Origin of the sequence: Exiguobacterium sp. 8A, assembly GCF_902506275.1 — a bacterium.
Classification (GTDB): Bacteria; Bacillota; Bacilli; order Exiguobacteriales; family Exiguobacteriaceae; genus Exiguobacterium; species Exiguobacterium profundum.
The window spans coordinates 1,967,893-1,982,848 of sequence record NZ_LR733630.1; the positions used below are offsets into that span (position 1 = coordinate 1,967,893).

At 47.9% G+C, this 14,956-nt stretch carries 11 protein-coding genes; all 11 read right to left on the minus strand.

The genetic code is table 11. The annotated features are described in order from the left end of the window. Positions 1–23 precede the first annotated feature (23 nt). The 11 genes from rplW to rpoB all read right to left on the minus strand — a co-directional run bounded on the left by rplW (position 24) and on the right by rpoB (position 14,840). Positions 24–305, minus strand: coding sequence for a 50S ribosomal protein L23 (gene rplW, locus GVY42_RS10250; RefSeq protein WP_012727675.1), 282 nt, complete (start codon positions 303–305; stop codon positions 24–26). Continuing rightward, positions 305–928, minus strand: coding sequence for a 50S ribosomal protein L4 (rplD, locus tag GVY42_RS10255; protein ID WP_012727676.1), 624 nt, complete (start codon positions 926–928; stop codon positions 305–307). The genes rplW and rplD overlap by 1 nt, the downstream gene beginning before the upstream one ends. Before the next feature lie 28 nt (positions 929–956). Beyond that, on the minus strand, positions 957–1,583 hold the full coding sequence (gene rplC, locus GVY42_RS10260) for a 50S ribosomal protein L3 (RefSeq protein WP_012727677.1): 627 nt from the start codon (positions 1,581–1,583) through the stop codon (positions 957–959). A gap of 61 nt (positions 1,584–1,644) precedes the next feature. Beyond that, positions 1,645–1,953 carry a 30S ribosomal protein S10 gene (rpsJ, locus tag GVY42_RS10265; RefSeq protein WP_074032438.1) on the minus strand — a complete coding sequence of 103 codons (309 nt, stop codon included), beginning with the start codon at positions 1,951–1,953 and terminating at the stop codon, positions 1,645–1,647. Positions 1,954–2,330: 377 nt separating this feature from the next. Next, the gene (locus GVY42_RS10270; RefSeq protein ID WP_159563151.1) at positions 2,331–2,840 is read right to left on the minus strand and encodes a hypothetical protein; all 510 of its coding nucleotides are present in this window, start codon (positions 2,838–2,840) and stop codon (positions 2,331–2,333) included. A 108-nt stretch (positions 2,841–2,948) separates the two neighbouring features. Further along, a complete protein-coding gene (tuf, locus tag GVY42_RS10275) occupies positions 2,949–4,136 on the minus strand; it encodes an elongation factor Tu (RefSeq protein WP_078147868.1) in 1,188 nt (395 codons plus the stop codon). 113 nt (positions 4,137–4,249) lie between these two features. Beyond that, on the minus strand, positions 4,250–6,328 hold the full coding sequence (gene fusA, locus GVY42_RS10280) for an elongation factor G (RefSeq protein ID WP_159563152.1): 2,079 nt from the start codon (positions 6,326–6,328) through the stop codon (positions 4,250–4,252). Between the two features lie 112 nt (positions 6,329–6,440). Next, complete coding sequence (rpsG, locus tag GVY42_RS10285; RefSeq protein WP_012727682.1) at positions 6,441–6,908, minus strand: 30S ribosomal protein S7; 468 nt, start codon at positions 6,906–6,908, stop codon at positions 6,441–6,443. 48 nt (positions 6,909–6,956) lie between these two features. Then, on the minus strand, positions 6,957–7,379 hold the full coding sequence (gene rpsL / locus GVY42_RS10290) for a 30S ribosomal protein S12 (RefSeq protein ID WP_012727683.1): 423 nt from the start codon (positions 7,377–7,379) through the stop codon (positions 6,957–6,959). Positions 7,380–7,669: 290 nt separating this feature from the next. After that, positions 7,670–11,269, minus strand: coding sequence for a DNA-directed RNA polymerase subunit beta' (gene rpoC / locus GVY42_RS10295; RefSeq protein ID WP_159563153.1), 3,600 nt, complete (start codon positions 11,267–11,269; stop codon positions 7,670–7,672). 22 nt (positions 11,270–11,291) lie between these two features. Continuing rightward, positions 11,292–14,840, minus strand: coding sequence for a DNA-directed RNA polymerase subunit beta (rpoB, locus tag GVY42_RS10300; RefSeq protein WP_074037866.1), 3,549 nt, complete (start codon positions 14,838–14,840; stop codon positions 11,292–11,294). Between the last annotated feature and the right edge of the window lie 116 nt (positions 14,841–14,956).

Sequence of the window (14,956 nt, forward strand, 5' to 3'; positions counted from 1 at the left end):
TCCTTTTCTTCTAAGGTAGTTAATTAACCGAGGAAGTCGATTGTGTTGCCTTCAGCAAGGGTTACGATCGCTTTTTTACGACGAGCTGTGTAACCAGAGTGACGACCGACACGTTTCGCTTTCGGTTTGTAGTTCATTGTGTTTACCGAAGCAACTTTCACGTTGAAGATTGTTTCGATAGCGTGTTTCACTTGCGATTTAGTCGCTTTTACGTCGATTTCGAAAACGTATTTGTTAGCTTCCATGAGGCTAACTGAACGCTCAGTGATGATCGGACGTTTGATGATATCGTATGCTTGAGCCATTATGCAAGCACCTCCTCTACCTTCGCAACCGCATCTTTAGTGAAGATGACTTTGTCGTTAGCAACGAGGTCAAGAACGTTTACGCCTGCTGCGTCGATCACAGTCACTCCTGGGATGTTACGAGCTGCGAGAGCGATAGTCTCATTGTAGTCCGCTGTGACTACAAGAGCCTTACGTTCTACTGATAAGCTGTTGAGTACAGCAGCCATATCTTTTGTTTTTGGTGCATCGAAAGCAAGGCCTTCGAGGACGATGATTTCGTTGTTTTGTACTTTCGACGAAAGAGCCGAGAGAAGTGCTAAACGACGAACCTTCTTAGGAAGTTTGTAAGAGTATGAACGTGGTGTTGGACCGAAGACTGTACCACCACCAACCCATTGTGGTGAGCGGATAGAACCTTGGCGCGCACGACCAGTTCCCTTTTGTTTCCATGGTTTACGGCCGCCACCGCGTACTTCCGAGCGACCTTTCGTATCGTGAGTACCTTGACGGCGTGATGCTTGTTGCATGACGATTGCGTCGTAAAGTACTGATTCGTTTGGCTCGATTCCGAAGATGGCTTCTGCCAATTCGATTTCGCCAACTTGTGAACCTGTTTGGTTAAGCAAAGCTACTTTAGGCATTCGTAATTCCTCCTTTCCGTGCAGTTAATTAGTTACCTTTGACCGCTGATTTGATGATGACGTTCGATTTACGAGCGCCTGGGATAGCACCTTTCACGAGGAGAAGGCCACGTTCCACATCAACTTTAACGACTTCAAGGTTTTGAATTGTTTTACGCTCTCCACCCATTTGACCAGGAAGAAGTTTCCCTTTAAATACGCGGTTAGGAGCGACAGGACCCATCGAACCAGGACGACGGTGGTAGCGCGAACCGTGAGCCATTGGTCCACGTGATTGTCCGTGACGCTTGATCGCACCTTGGAATCCTTTACCTTTCGATGTACCTGTTACGTCTACTAATTCACCTGCAGCGAAAATGTCCGCCTTAATCTCTTGACCGATTTCGTATCCTTCTACTGAAGTACGAACTTCTTTGATGAAGCGCTTAGGTGTCGCGTTTGCTTTCGCAGCGTGACCTTTTGATGGTTTGTTTTGACGTGATTCTTTGATGTCTCCGAAACCAAGTTGAACTGCTTCGTAACCGTCTGTGTCAACTGTTTTAAGTTGAAGAACGACGTTACCTTCTACAGCAACTACTGTTACTGGTACAACTTCGCCTGCTTCGTTGAAGATTTGAGTCATACCAAGTTTTGTTCCTAAGATTCCTTTAGCCATGAGATACACCTCCTGTTAATAATTAATTGTCTCTTCTGGCTAGTATCTACTATATGAAGAATTAAAGTTTGATTTCGATGTCTACACCTGATGGTAACTCGAGACGCATAAGCGAATCGACTGTTTTCGGTGTTGGGTTTACGATGTCGATCAAGCGTTTGTGTGTACGCATTTCGAACTGCTCACGAGCATCTTTGTACTTGTGAACCGCACGAAGGATCGTGTAAACCGATTTTTCAGTTGGGAGCGGGATTGGACCCGATACCTTTGCACCTGAACGCTTCGCAGTGTCAACGATCTTCTCAGCTGATTGATCGAGAACGCGATGGTCATATGCTTTTAAACGAATACGAATTTTTTCATTTGCCATGTTTGTTTCCCTCCTTTGTCGCCTACTTTAAAAATAGACAATTCTCCGCGGAAATTTCCACACCGGCCATGGCAATGCTGCCTGGCGTGTCATAACCTCCCGCTTCAACGCAGCGTGCTTGTGTCAGCAGAGGCATCCGATCATTGCAAATCAACGATTGGACCCGTTTTCTGCTGTAAAGTCTCTCACCACTCGCACAAACACTTAATCATTATATCTAATCTGGTCATGGAATGCAAGATTAGATTTTTGAAGTTGCTGGTTGTCTGATGAGTTGCTCAACGTTCCCTAATGTAACAAGATTCGCGAGCTTTTGCAAGCAAAAATTCATTCTTTTATTGAACTATTTTTCAAACGAACTCCCATGTCAACTCGACCTAGCGTTTCATCACCTCTCCAAAACGCTCTGTCACCCCTTCTATGACCGATTGTGGCGCTCGTTTTAAACAGTCTTGAACAATTCCTTCATTAACACTGTGCGTCGTGAAATAGCGGAGCAATGACGCTAATTTATCCTCTCGTCCGATGACCGTGTAAAGGACGACCCACTCTTCTAGGTGCATCCATTGTCCATCTGGTTCAATGAAAGGATGCGTATAGATTCCGTCGGTACACTTCATTCGGAAACTAGACATGACGTCCACATCTGTTCCCTCGAATATATACTCTCCAAAGTAGGTCGTTACGTATGCGTCGTGAGGATCTGATGGTTTCTTCTCCCCAGCACGACTAAGTACGCGATCGATTTTTTCAAACTGGTCCGGTTCAACAAAAACATCGATGTCATTCGTTACCTCGACGATGCCATGATGCTTTAACAGCTCAGAACCGCCAATGCGATACTCAATCCCATTCAAGCGACAAATAGTCTCTAGTTGCTTCAGCATGACGCCACTCCTTTCTCGTATGCCTCATCTTACCATGTTGTGATGGAAACACAAAAAAGCAGCCCGCATATTGCGGACTGCTTAATGTTGTTCAGTTGAATCAATCGATTACTCGATGATTTCTGTTACTGAACCAGCACCTACAGTACGGCCACCCTCACGGATAGAGAAACGTGTACCGTCTTCGATCGCGATTGTAGAAATCAATTCGATCGTCAACTCGATGTTGTCTCCTGGCATTACCATTTCAGTACCTTCTGGAAGGTGAACGATACCTGTTACGTCAGTTGTACGGAAGTAGAACTGCGGACGGTAGTTCGCGAAGAATGGCGTGTGACGGCCACCCTCTTCTTTAGAAAGAACGTAGATTGATGCTTTGAATTTAGAGTGTGGTGTGATTGAACCTGGCTTAGCAAGTACTTGTCCACGCTCGATGTCGTCACGTGATACACCACGGAGAAGTGCACCGATGTTGTCGCCAGCTTCAGCATAGTCAAGAAGCTTACGGAACATCTCTACACCAGTACATACAGTTTTCTTCGTTTCTTCTGTAAGACCAACGATTTCGATCTCGTCGTTGACGCGGAGAACACCACGCTCAACACGACCAGTCGCTACAGTACCACGACCAGTGATTGAGAATACGTCCTCAACAGGCATCATGAAGTCTTTTTCAGTGTCACGAACTGGTTCTGGGATGTACTCATCAACAGCGTTCATGAGTTCCATAACTTTTTCTTCCCACTGAGCTTCACCGTTAAGTGCGCCAAGTGCAGAACCTTTGATTACAGGGAGGTCGTCGCCTGGGAAGTCGTATTCAGAAAGAAGTTCACGGATTTCCATTTCAACGAGTTCGAGAAGCTCTTCGTCGTCTACCATGTCAACTTTGTTCATGAATACTACGATGTAAGGAACACCTACTTGACGTGAAAGAAGGATGTGCTCACGTGTTTGTGGCATTGGGCCATCTGTTGCAGATACAACGAGGATCGCGCCGTCCATTTGAGCAGCACCAGTGATCATGTTTTTAACATAGTCAGCGTGTCCTGGGCAGTCAACGTGTGCGTAGTGACGCTTGTCAGTTTCGTACTCGATGTGAGCTGTTGCGATTGTGATACCGCGCTCGCGCTCTTCTGGAGCACCATCGATTTGGTCGAACTTAGTAGCTGTTTTACCTTGTGCACGTGAAAGTACAGCAGAGATTGCTGCAGTCAAAGTTGTTTTACCGTGGTCAACGTGGCCAATTGTACCAACGTTAACGTGCGGCTTAGAACGGTCGAATTTTTCTTTACCCATTCTAGATTCCTCCTCTATTAAACGATTAGTTTTATTTAACTAGGAAGACGTAGGCTACTTTTAACATACGTCCTCCTTAGCTTACAACAATCAATCTAGCGATACAACCGTTATTAGCCGTTCGCTTTTTTGACGATTTCTTCAGCGATTGATTTCGGTACTTCTTCGTAGTGATCGAAGTGCATCGAGTACGTTCCGCGTCCTTGTGTACGTGAACGAAGTGATGTTGCGTAACCGAACATTTCTGAAAGTGGAATCATCGCTTTAACGACTTGTGCGTTACCGCGAGCTTCCATACCTTCTACGCGTCCACGGCGTGACGTAACGTCACCCATGATGTCACCCATGTATTCTTCTGGGATAACAACTTCAACACGCATCATTGGCTCAAGGATAACAGCTTTCGCTTGGTCCTTAAGTTGTTTAACCGCCATCGAAGCAGCAACTTTAAACGCCATCTCGTTCGAGTCGACATCGTGGTACGAACCGAATACGAGACGAGCTTTAACGTCTACTACTGGGTAACCAGCGAGGATACCGTTTTCGAGAGCTTCTTCAATCCCGTTTTGAACAGCAGGGACGTATTCACGTGGTACAACACCACCGACGATCTTGTTCTCGAACTCGAATCCAGCGCCTTCTTCGTTCGGCTCGAATTCTACGACAACGTGACCGTACTGACCGCGTCCACCAGACTGACGAACGAATTTCGAATCAATCTTCGCAGCGCCACGGATTGTTTCACGGTAAGCAACTTGTGGTGCACCAACGTTAGCTTCTACTTTGAATTCGCGACGCATACGGTCAACGAGGATGTCAAGGTGAAGCTCACCCATACCAGAGATGATCGTTTGACCAGTCTCAGGGTTTGTTTCAGTGCGGAATGTTGGATCTTCTTCTGCGAGTTTCGCAAGAGCTTGACCCATCTTATCTTGGTCTGCTTTCGATTTAGGCTCGATTGCAACCGAGATAACTGGTTCTGGGAACGTCATTGACTCGAGAACGATGTTATCTTTCTCAGAGCAAAGCGTGTCACCAGTAGTCGTGTCTTTGAAACCAACAGCAGCGGCGATGTCACCAGCGAATACCATTGGAATCTCTTCACGGCTGTTTGCGTGCATTTGAAGGATACGACCGAGACGTTCACGCTTCCCTTTAGTCGAGTTCTTCACGTATGATCCTGCTTCAGCTGTACCAGAGTACACGCGGAAGAACGTCAATTTACCGACGTAAGGGTCAGTCATAACTTTGAACGCAAGTGCTGAGAATGGAGCTTCATCAGAAGGCTCACGCGTGATTTCTTCTTCTGTATCGAGGTTGATCCCTTTGATTGACTCTACATCAACTGGTGATGGGAGGTAATCAACAACGGCGTTAAGCATGAGCTGAACACCTTTGTTTTTGAAGGCAGAACCAACGAGTACAGGGTAGAATTCAACGCTAAGTGTCGCTTGACGGATTGCAGCTTTCAATTCATCGATTGAAATCTCTTCACCTTCAAGGTACTTCATCATCAACTCTTCGTTGAAGTCAGCAACACCTTCGATCAATTGACCGCGAAGTTCTTCAGCTTGGTCAGCCATGTCAGCTGGGAAGCCGTCTATTACTTCGATGTCAGTACCGAGGTCGTTGTTGTACATGTAAGTCTTCATTTCAACGAGATCGATGATCCCTTTGAAATCGTCCTCTGCTCCGATTGGGAGTTGGATCGCGTAAGCGTTCGCTTGAAGACGATCGTGGAGCGTCTTCACAGAGTACAAGAAGTCTGCGCCGATTTTATCCATCTTGTTGACGAATACGACACGTGGTACACCATATGTCGTCGCTTGACGCCATACAGTTTCTGTTTGTGGTTCTACACCTGACTGAGCGTCAAGTACAGCAACCGCACCATCAAGTACACGGAGTGAACGTTCAACTTCTACAGTGAAGTCTACGTGTCCAGGTGTATCGATGATGTTTACACGGTGGCCATTCCACTGTGCAGTTGTCGCAGCCGAAGTGATCGTGATTCCACGCTCTTGCTCCTGCTCCATCCAGTCCATTTGTGAAGCACCTTCGTGCGTTTCACCAATTTTATGGATACGACCTGTGTAATAAAGAATACGTTCAGTTGTTGTCGTTTTACCGGCATCGATGTGAGCCATGATCCCGATGTTACGAGTATTCTTTAGGGAGAATTCTCTTGCCATACTGGGTATTCTCCTTCCGCATGTTTGATTTTCGTGTGCGCGCACACGATATGATTATACCCGAAAGCCACTCCGTTAAGCCATGCTTGGCGGAGTGGACTTTACGATTAAATTACCAACGATAGTGAGCAAACGCTTTGTTAGCTTCTGCCATCTTATGCATGTCTTCGCGTTTCTTAACAGATGCACCAGTGTTGTTGGCTGCATCCATGATTTCGTTCGCGATACGTTGCTCCATCGTTTTTTCGTTGCGGAGACGAGCGTAGTTCACGAGGTAACGAAGACCAAGTGTTGTACGGCGCTCTGGACGAACTTCTACAGGAACTTGGTAGTTAGCTCCACCTACACGGCGTGCTTTAACTTCAAGTACAGGCATGATGTTGTTCATTGCTTCTTCGAACACTTCCATAGGCTCTTTGCCTGAGCGTTCAGCGATGATGCCAAATGCGTTGTAAATGATAGTTTGAGCTGTACCTTTTTTACCGTCTAACATGACACGGTTAATGAGGCGAGTTACCAATTTCGAGTTGTAGATCGGATCTGCGATAACGTCACGACGTTCTGCACGGTTTTTACGCATCCGAGTACCCTCCTTTCAAAATTTCAATTGTAGTTTAGTTTGCGAGAATTACTTCTTCGCAGCTTTCGGACGTTTCGTACCGTATTTAGAACGGCCTTGCATACGTCCATCAACACCTGCAGTGTCAAGCGCACCACGAACGATGTGGTAACGTACCCCTGGTAAGTCTTTTACACGTCCTCCACGGATAAGAACAACGCTGTGCTCTTGAAGGTTGTGGCCAATACCTGGGATGTACGCAGTCACTTCGATTTGGTTAGTCAAACGAACACGAGCATACTTACGAAGCGCCGAGTTCGGTTTCTTCGGAGTCATTGTACCAACACGTGTACAAACACCACGTTTTTGTGGTGAGCTCACGTTTGTTTGTGACTTGATGAAACTGTTGTAACCTTTGTTAAGTGCTGGAGAGTCAGATTTCACGACTTTCGATTTACGTCCTTTACGGACTAACTGGTTAATAGTAGGCATCTTTGAAGATCCTCCCTTCCTGAATGTTGCTATTTTCTAGTCCCACCGACCCGGGTGGTTCATTTAAGGTCATAACGAAACGTTTTTACGAGGCGTAGGCATTCCATGACCTCGCAAAAACGTGAGTTATACCTTGAAAGTGGCAATTGTAGCAGCCAAACCTTCCCGTAGAAAGTTCGGATGGACGTCCAAGTAGCTTGCCGACTGCTGGACATCGTTGTCATCGACAACAACCGATTGGCGGCACTAAATCATAGTAGCACCGCCAACCTGCGCTGTCAAGACGTATTTTACTCGACAGTTGTATCTTCGAGCGCAACCGGCGCCTCATCTTCTTTGAGTTCCACATCACGGTAGACAGCCATTCCAGTACCAGCTGGAACGAGTTTACCGATGATGACGTTCTCTTTAAGTCCGAGGAGATAGTCACGTTTCCCTTTGATTGCTGCATCTGTCAAGACGCGAGTCGTTTCTTGGAACGAAGCCGCTGAGAGGAACGAATCTGTCTCAAGTGAGGCTTTTGTGATCCCGAGAAGGACTGGTTTCGCAGTCGCTGGGTGTTTTCCATCACGAATCGCATCTTTACACGCTTCTTTGAAGACGCTGATGTCGACGAGTGATCCAGGGAGAAGCGGTGTGTCACCTGATTCGATAACTTTGACACGACGAAGCATTTGGCGAACCATGACCTCAACGTGCTTATCACCGATTTCTACCCCTTGCATCCGGTAAACTTTTTGAACTTCTTGAAGAAGATAGTTCTGAACACCAGATACACCACGGACGGCGAGCAATTCTTTCGGATCGATCGAACCTTCCGTGAAGACTTCACCGGCTTCTACTGTGTCGCCGATTTGAACGCGGAGACGCGCTCCGAAAGGAATCGTGTATGAACGAGTCTCACTGAATCCTTCGACCGTGAGTTCACGCTTGTCACGCGATTCTGTGAAGTCGATGACCGTACCAGAGATTTCCGAGATGACCGCTTGACCTTTCGGGTTACGGGCTTCGAATACCTCTTGGATACGCGGAAGACCTTGTGTGATATCGTCCCCGGCAACCCCACCTGTGTGGAAGGTACGCATTGTAAGCTGCGTTCCTGGCTCACCGATTGATTGTGCGGCAATGATACCGACGGCTTCCCCGACTTCAACGTTTGATCCAGTCGCCAAGTTGCGTCCGTAACACTTCTTACATACGCCGTGTGACGTGTTACATGTGAAGGCTGTACGGATTTCAACGTTTTCAACACCCGCATCTACGATGATGCGCGCGATGTCTTCTGTGATCAATTCGTTCTTATCGATCAACACTTCGCCCGTTTCAGGGTGTGTGACCGTTTCAAACGATGTACGTCCGACGAGACGGTCGTACAAGCTTTCGATTTCTTCCGTACCTTCGCGGAGTGCAGAAACACGGATCCCGCGATCTGTTCCACAATCCTCTTCACGGATGATGACATCTTGCGCTACGTCAACGAGACGACGCGTCAAGTAACCTGAATCGGCTGTCTTCAAGGCTGTATCGGCAAGACCTTTACGAGCCCCGTGAGTCGAGATGAAGTACTCTTGAACCGTCAGACCTTCACGGAATGACGATTTGATTGGAAGTTCGATGATGCGACCAGATGGAGCGGCCATCAAACCACGCATACCCGCAAGCTGCGTAAAGTTCGATGCGTTACCACGGGCACCTGAATCAGACATCATGAAGATTGGGTTCAGGCGGTTGAGGGATTTCATCAATCGAGATTGAATTTCATCCTTCGCTTCGTTCCAAGCACGGACAACGCGCTCGTAACGCTCATCTTCAGTGATGAGACCACGACGGAACGACTTCATGATTTGGTCGACTTGTTTTTGTGCTTCATCAAGGATTTCCTGTTTATCCGGAAGTACGATGATATCGGCAATCCCAACCGTCACACCCGCTTTTGTCGAGTGCTTGAAGCCAAGATCTTTCATCCGGTCAAGCATGCGGCTTGTTTCCGTCGTTTCAAACTTCTGGAACACTTCCGCGATGACTTTTCCAAGGAAACCTTTTTTGAACGGGTCGATGATTGGACGTGATGCGATTTCTTCCGCAACGTTCGCCCCTTTGTCGATGAAGTACTTGTCAGGCGTTGCTTCCTGTAAGTTTTCCATCGTCGGCTCGTTCAAGTATGGGAACGTATTTGGCAAGATTTCGTTGAAGATCATCTTACCAACTGTCGTAATGAGCAATTTCTCGTTCTGTTCGTCTGTGAACGTTGGGTTGTTGAGCGTACGCGCCGGAAGTGCCACACGCGAGTGCAAGTGGACATAACCGTTTTGGTAAGCAATCAACGCTTCGTTGACGTTCGAGAACACTTTCCCTTGACCGACGGCATCTTCACGTTCGAGTGAGATGTAGTAGTTACCGAGGACCATATCCTGCGATGGTGTAACAACTGGTTTTCCGTCTTTCGGGTTCAAGATGTTCTGCGCAGCGAGCATGAGAAGACGTGCTTCCGCTTGTGCTTCTGCAGAGAGCGGAACGTGGACGGCCATTTGGTCACCATCGAAGTCGGCGTTGTATGCCGTACATACGAGTGGGTGAAGGCGAATCGCACGACCTTCAACAAGAATCGGTTCGAATGCTTGAATACCAAGGCGGTGAAGTGTCGGGGCACGGTTCAAGAGGACCGGATGCTCACGAATGACTTCTTCAAGGACGCCCCAGATTTCAGGTTGCATCTTCTCGATTTTGCGTTTGGCGTTCTTGATGTTTGAAGCGATGCCGCGACCGACAAGCTCTTTCATCACGAACGGTTTGAAGAGTTCAAGCGCCATCTCTTTTGGAAGACCACACTGATACATCTTCAAGTTCGGACCTACGACGATAACCGAACGTCCTGAATAGTCGACCCGTTTACCGAGAAGGTTTTGACGGAAACGACCTTGTTTCCCTTTCAACATGTGTGAAAGTGATTTAAGCGGACGGTTACCAGGACCTGTTACCGGACGACCACGACGACCGTTGTCGATGAGGGCGTCAACCGCTTCTTGAAGCATACGCTTCTCGTTTTGCACGATGATGTTCGGCGCGCCGAGGTCGAGCAAACGTTTGAGACGGTTGTTCCGGTTGATGACTCGACGATACAAATCGTTCAAGTCAGATGTCGCAAAGCGTCCACCATCAAGCTGTACCATCGGGCGAAGCTCTGGTGGGATGACAGGAAGTACTTCAAGGATCATCCAGTCTGGATTGTTTCCTGAAGTGAAGAATGCATCGAGAACTTCCAAGCGCTTAATCGCACGTGTACGACGTTGACCTTGGACTGTTTTCAACTCTTCACGAAGCTCGCCTACTTCTTTTTCAAGATTAACGTCTTGAAGAAGTGTACGGATGGCTTCAGCACCCATGTCTGCTTTGAAGTCGCTACCGTATTTTTCACGATAGAGACGGAATTCTTTTTCCGAGAGAAGTTGTTTCTTCTCAAGCGGAGTATCACCTGGCTCTGTGACCACGTAAGATGCGAAGTAAATGACTTCTTCAAGCGCACGTGGTGACATGTCGAGAACAAGCCCCATGCGGCTTGGAATCCCTTTGAAGTACCAGATGTGCGAAACTGGTGCCGCGAGCTCGATATGGCCCATTCGCTCGCGACGCACTTTCGCTTTCGTCACTTCAACGCCACAGCGGTCACAAATGACTCCTTTATAACGGATACGTTTGTATTTCCCACAGTAACATTCCCAGTCTTTCGTAGGACCGAAGATTCGTTCACAGAATAATCCGTCCTTCTCTGGTTTAAGTGTACGATAGTTGATCGTTTCCGGCTTTTTGACTTCACCGTAAGACCACGAACGGATCTTCTCTGATGAAGCCAAGCCGATTTTCATATATTCAAATCGATTAACATCTACCAAGGGGCCGACCTCCCTTTTCGCCTTATTCCTCTTCCGTAACAGTCGGTTGAACGACTTGTTCTAACGCCGATGTTGCGTTCGGGATGTTGTCGTCATCTTCATCTTTCATTTCGACTTCTTCATCATCCGCTGACATCATCTTGACTTCCATACCGAGCGCTTGAAGCTCTTTGATCAAGACGCGGAATGATTCAGGAACGCCCGCTTTCGGAACGCTCTCACCTTTCACGATGGCCTCATATGCTTTCACACGACCGACCGTGTCATCCGACTTGATTGTCAAGATTTCTTGGAGCGTGTAGGCTGCACCGTACGCTTCAAGAGCCCAAACTTCCATCTCCCCGAAGCGCTGACCACCGAACTGTGCTTTACCACCGAGCGGTTGTTGCGTAACGAGTGAGTATGGTCCTGTCGAACGAGCGTGAAGTTTGTCATCAACCATGTGCGCGAGTTTGATCATGTACATGACACCGACCGAGACGCGGTTATCGAACGGTTCACCCGTACGACCGTCATAGAGACGCGTTTTCGCATCTTTATCCATACCAGCCTCTTCAATCGTTGCCCATACGTCTTCCTCACGCGCTCCATCGAATACAGGTGTTGCCACTTTGATACCGAGCTTCTTCGCTGCCATACCAAGGTGGAGTTCAAGTACCTGACCGATGTTCATACGAGATGGTACCCCAAGCGGGTTGAGCATGATGTCAACCGGTGTACCGTCTGGCATGTATGGCATATCTTCTTCAGGGAGGATTCGCGAGATAACACCTTTGTTACCGTGACGTCCCGCCATCTTATCCCCTTCGTGAATCTTACGTTTTTGAACGATATAGACACGTACCATTTGGTTGACGCCTGGAGACAACTCGTCACCGTTTTCACGGTCGAACACTTTGACATCCAAGATGATTCCGTCTCCACCGTTTGGTACACGAAGTGACGTATCACGTACTTCACGTGCCTTCTCACCGAAGATTGCGTGCAAGAGACGCTCTTCCGCCGTCAATTCTGTAACGCCCTTAGGTGTTACTTTACCGACGAGGATATCGCCATCCTTGACTTCAGCTCCGATGCGGATAATTCCACGATCGTCCAAGTTACGAAGTGCGTCATCTCCGACGTTTGGAATATCACGTGTGATTTCCTCTGGTCCGAGTTTCGTGTCGCGTGACTCTGACTCGTACTCTTCGATATGAATCGACGTGTACACGTCATCTTTCACGAGACGCTCACTCATGATGATCGCATCCTCATAGTTGTAACCATCCCATGTCATGAAGGCAACGACGACGTTACGGCCGAGCGCGAGCTCACCCATATCCATCGATGGACCGTCTGCAAGGATTTCTCCTTTTTCGACACGGTCACCAGCTGCGATGATTGGTTTTTGGTTATAGCATGTCCCTTGGTTCGAACGGACATATTTTTGAAGTTTGTAACGGTCAAGGTCACCTGAAACCTCAGAACCGTTCACGTCAGACGTGCGACGAATCAAGATTTCACGCGCTGTGACGCGTTCGACGACACCTGGGTATTTCGCAACAATAGCTGCCCCAGAGTCTTTCGCAGATACGTACTCCATGCCGGTACCGACAATCGGTGAATCCGGTTGAAGGAGTGGTACTGCTTGACGTTGCATGTTCGCTCCCATGAGGGCACGGTTCGAGTCATCGTTCTCAAGGAACGGGATACATGCCGTTGCGGCAGAAACAACCTGTTTCGGCGAAACGTCCATGTAGTCCACTCGGCTTGGCTCGACTGACAAGTTTTGTCCGCGGAAACGGCAAAGAACTTGTTCGTCTGCAAAGTGGCCATCTTCTGTGAGCGGCATGTTTGCCTGTGCGACGACATAGAGGTCTTCCTCATCAGCCGTCATATATTGAATGTCGCCAGTGACAAGACCTGTTTCCGGGTCAACACGACGGTATGGTGCTTCGATGAAACCGTACTCGTTCACTTTCGCATAAGACGAGAGTGAGTTGATGAGTCCGATGTTCGGTCCCTCTGGTGTTTCGATTGGACACATCCGACCGTAGTGCGAATAGTGAACGTCTCGAACTTCGAAACCAGCACGCTCACGTGTCAAACCACCCGGTCCAAGTGCAGAGAGACGACGCTTGTGCGTGAGCTCTGCGAGTGGGTTCGTTTGGTCCATGAACTGTGACAATTGCGAGCTACCGAAGAACTCTTTAAGTGATGCGATAACCGGGCGGATGTTGATGAGCGCCTGTGGTGTAATCGCATTTTGATCTTGAATCGACATACGTTCTTTTACGACACGTTCCATACGGGAAAGCCCGATCCGGAATTGGTTTTGGAGAAGTTCTCCGACTGAACGAAGACGACGGTTTCCTAAGTGGTCGATGTCATCTGTTGTTCCGACTTCGTGAAGTAAGTTGAAGAAGTAGTTGATTGAAGCGATAATATCGGCTGGCGTAATATGTTTTACGCTGCGATCGATATTGCCATTTCCGATGATGTTCAAGATACGCTCTCCATCTGGGTCATCCGGTGAGATGACTTTGATTGACTGAAGACCGAATGGCTCACCTTCAGCGACACCACCAGTTGGTTCCGCATCGATATAGCCAAGGCCGTTCTCCAAGTGCGGGAGGATACGATCTAAGTTGCGGCGGTCGAGGATCGTTCCAGCTTCGGCGAGTACTTCGCCTGTTTCCGGGTCCACGAGCGTTTCCGCTAATTTTTGACCGAACAAACGGTTCTTAAGATGAAGTTTTTTGTTCATCTTATAGCGACCGACGTTCGCTAAGTCATAACGTTTCGGGTCGAAGAAACGTGATACGAGAAGAGATTTCGCATTTTCTACCGTTGGTGGTTCACCAGGGCGGAGACGCTCATAAATCTCGATCAACGCTTTCTCTGTAGACTCCGTATTATCTTTTTCAAGGGTGTTACGAAGGTATTCGTCATCCCCGAGAAGGTCGATAATTTCTTGGTCCGTACCGAATCCGAGGGCACGCAACAACACCGTTACCGGAATTTTACGGGTACGGTCGATACGAACATAAACGATATCTTTGGCATCTGTCTCGAGTTCGAGCCAAGCACCACGGTTCGGGATGACAGTTGCGCCAAATCCACGTTTACCGTTTTTATCGAGTTTAGCGTTATAGTACACGCTCGGTGAACGGACAAGCTGGGAAACGATGACGCGTTCTGCACCATTGATGATAAACGTTCCCGATTCTGTCATGAGCGGGAAATCCCCCATGAACACTTCTTGTTCTTTGAGCTCACCTGTCTCTTTGTTTTGGAGACGCACTTTTACGCGAAGTGGCGCAGAATAAGTAACGTCGCGCTCCTTCGATTCATCGATAGAATACTTCGGCTCACTGAGCGAGTAATCGATGAACTCCAATACGAGGTTTCCTGTGAAGTCGGAAATCGGTGAAATGTCTGTGAACATTTCCTTCAATCCTTCACGCAAGAACCACTCATAAGAAGCAGTTTGAATTTCAATCAAATTCGGAAGCTCTAATACCTCACTGATACGGGCAAAGCTTCTTCTCTGACGGTGACGACCGTACTGAACAAGTTGACCAGTCAACTGATTCACCTCTCAGACCCCCAATTCTTTAGCGAATTTTTCGGGCGTAATAATCGAACATTGTCATTGAATGTCGCTCGTTTTCCGTCTCTAAAAAGCGGCAGACACGGCAGTTT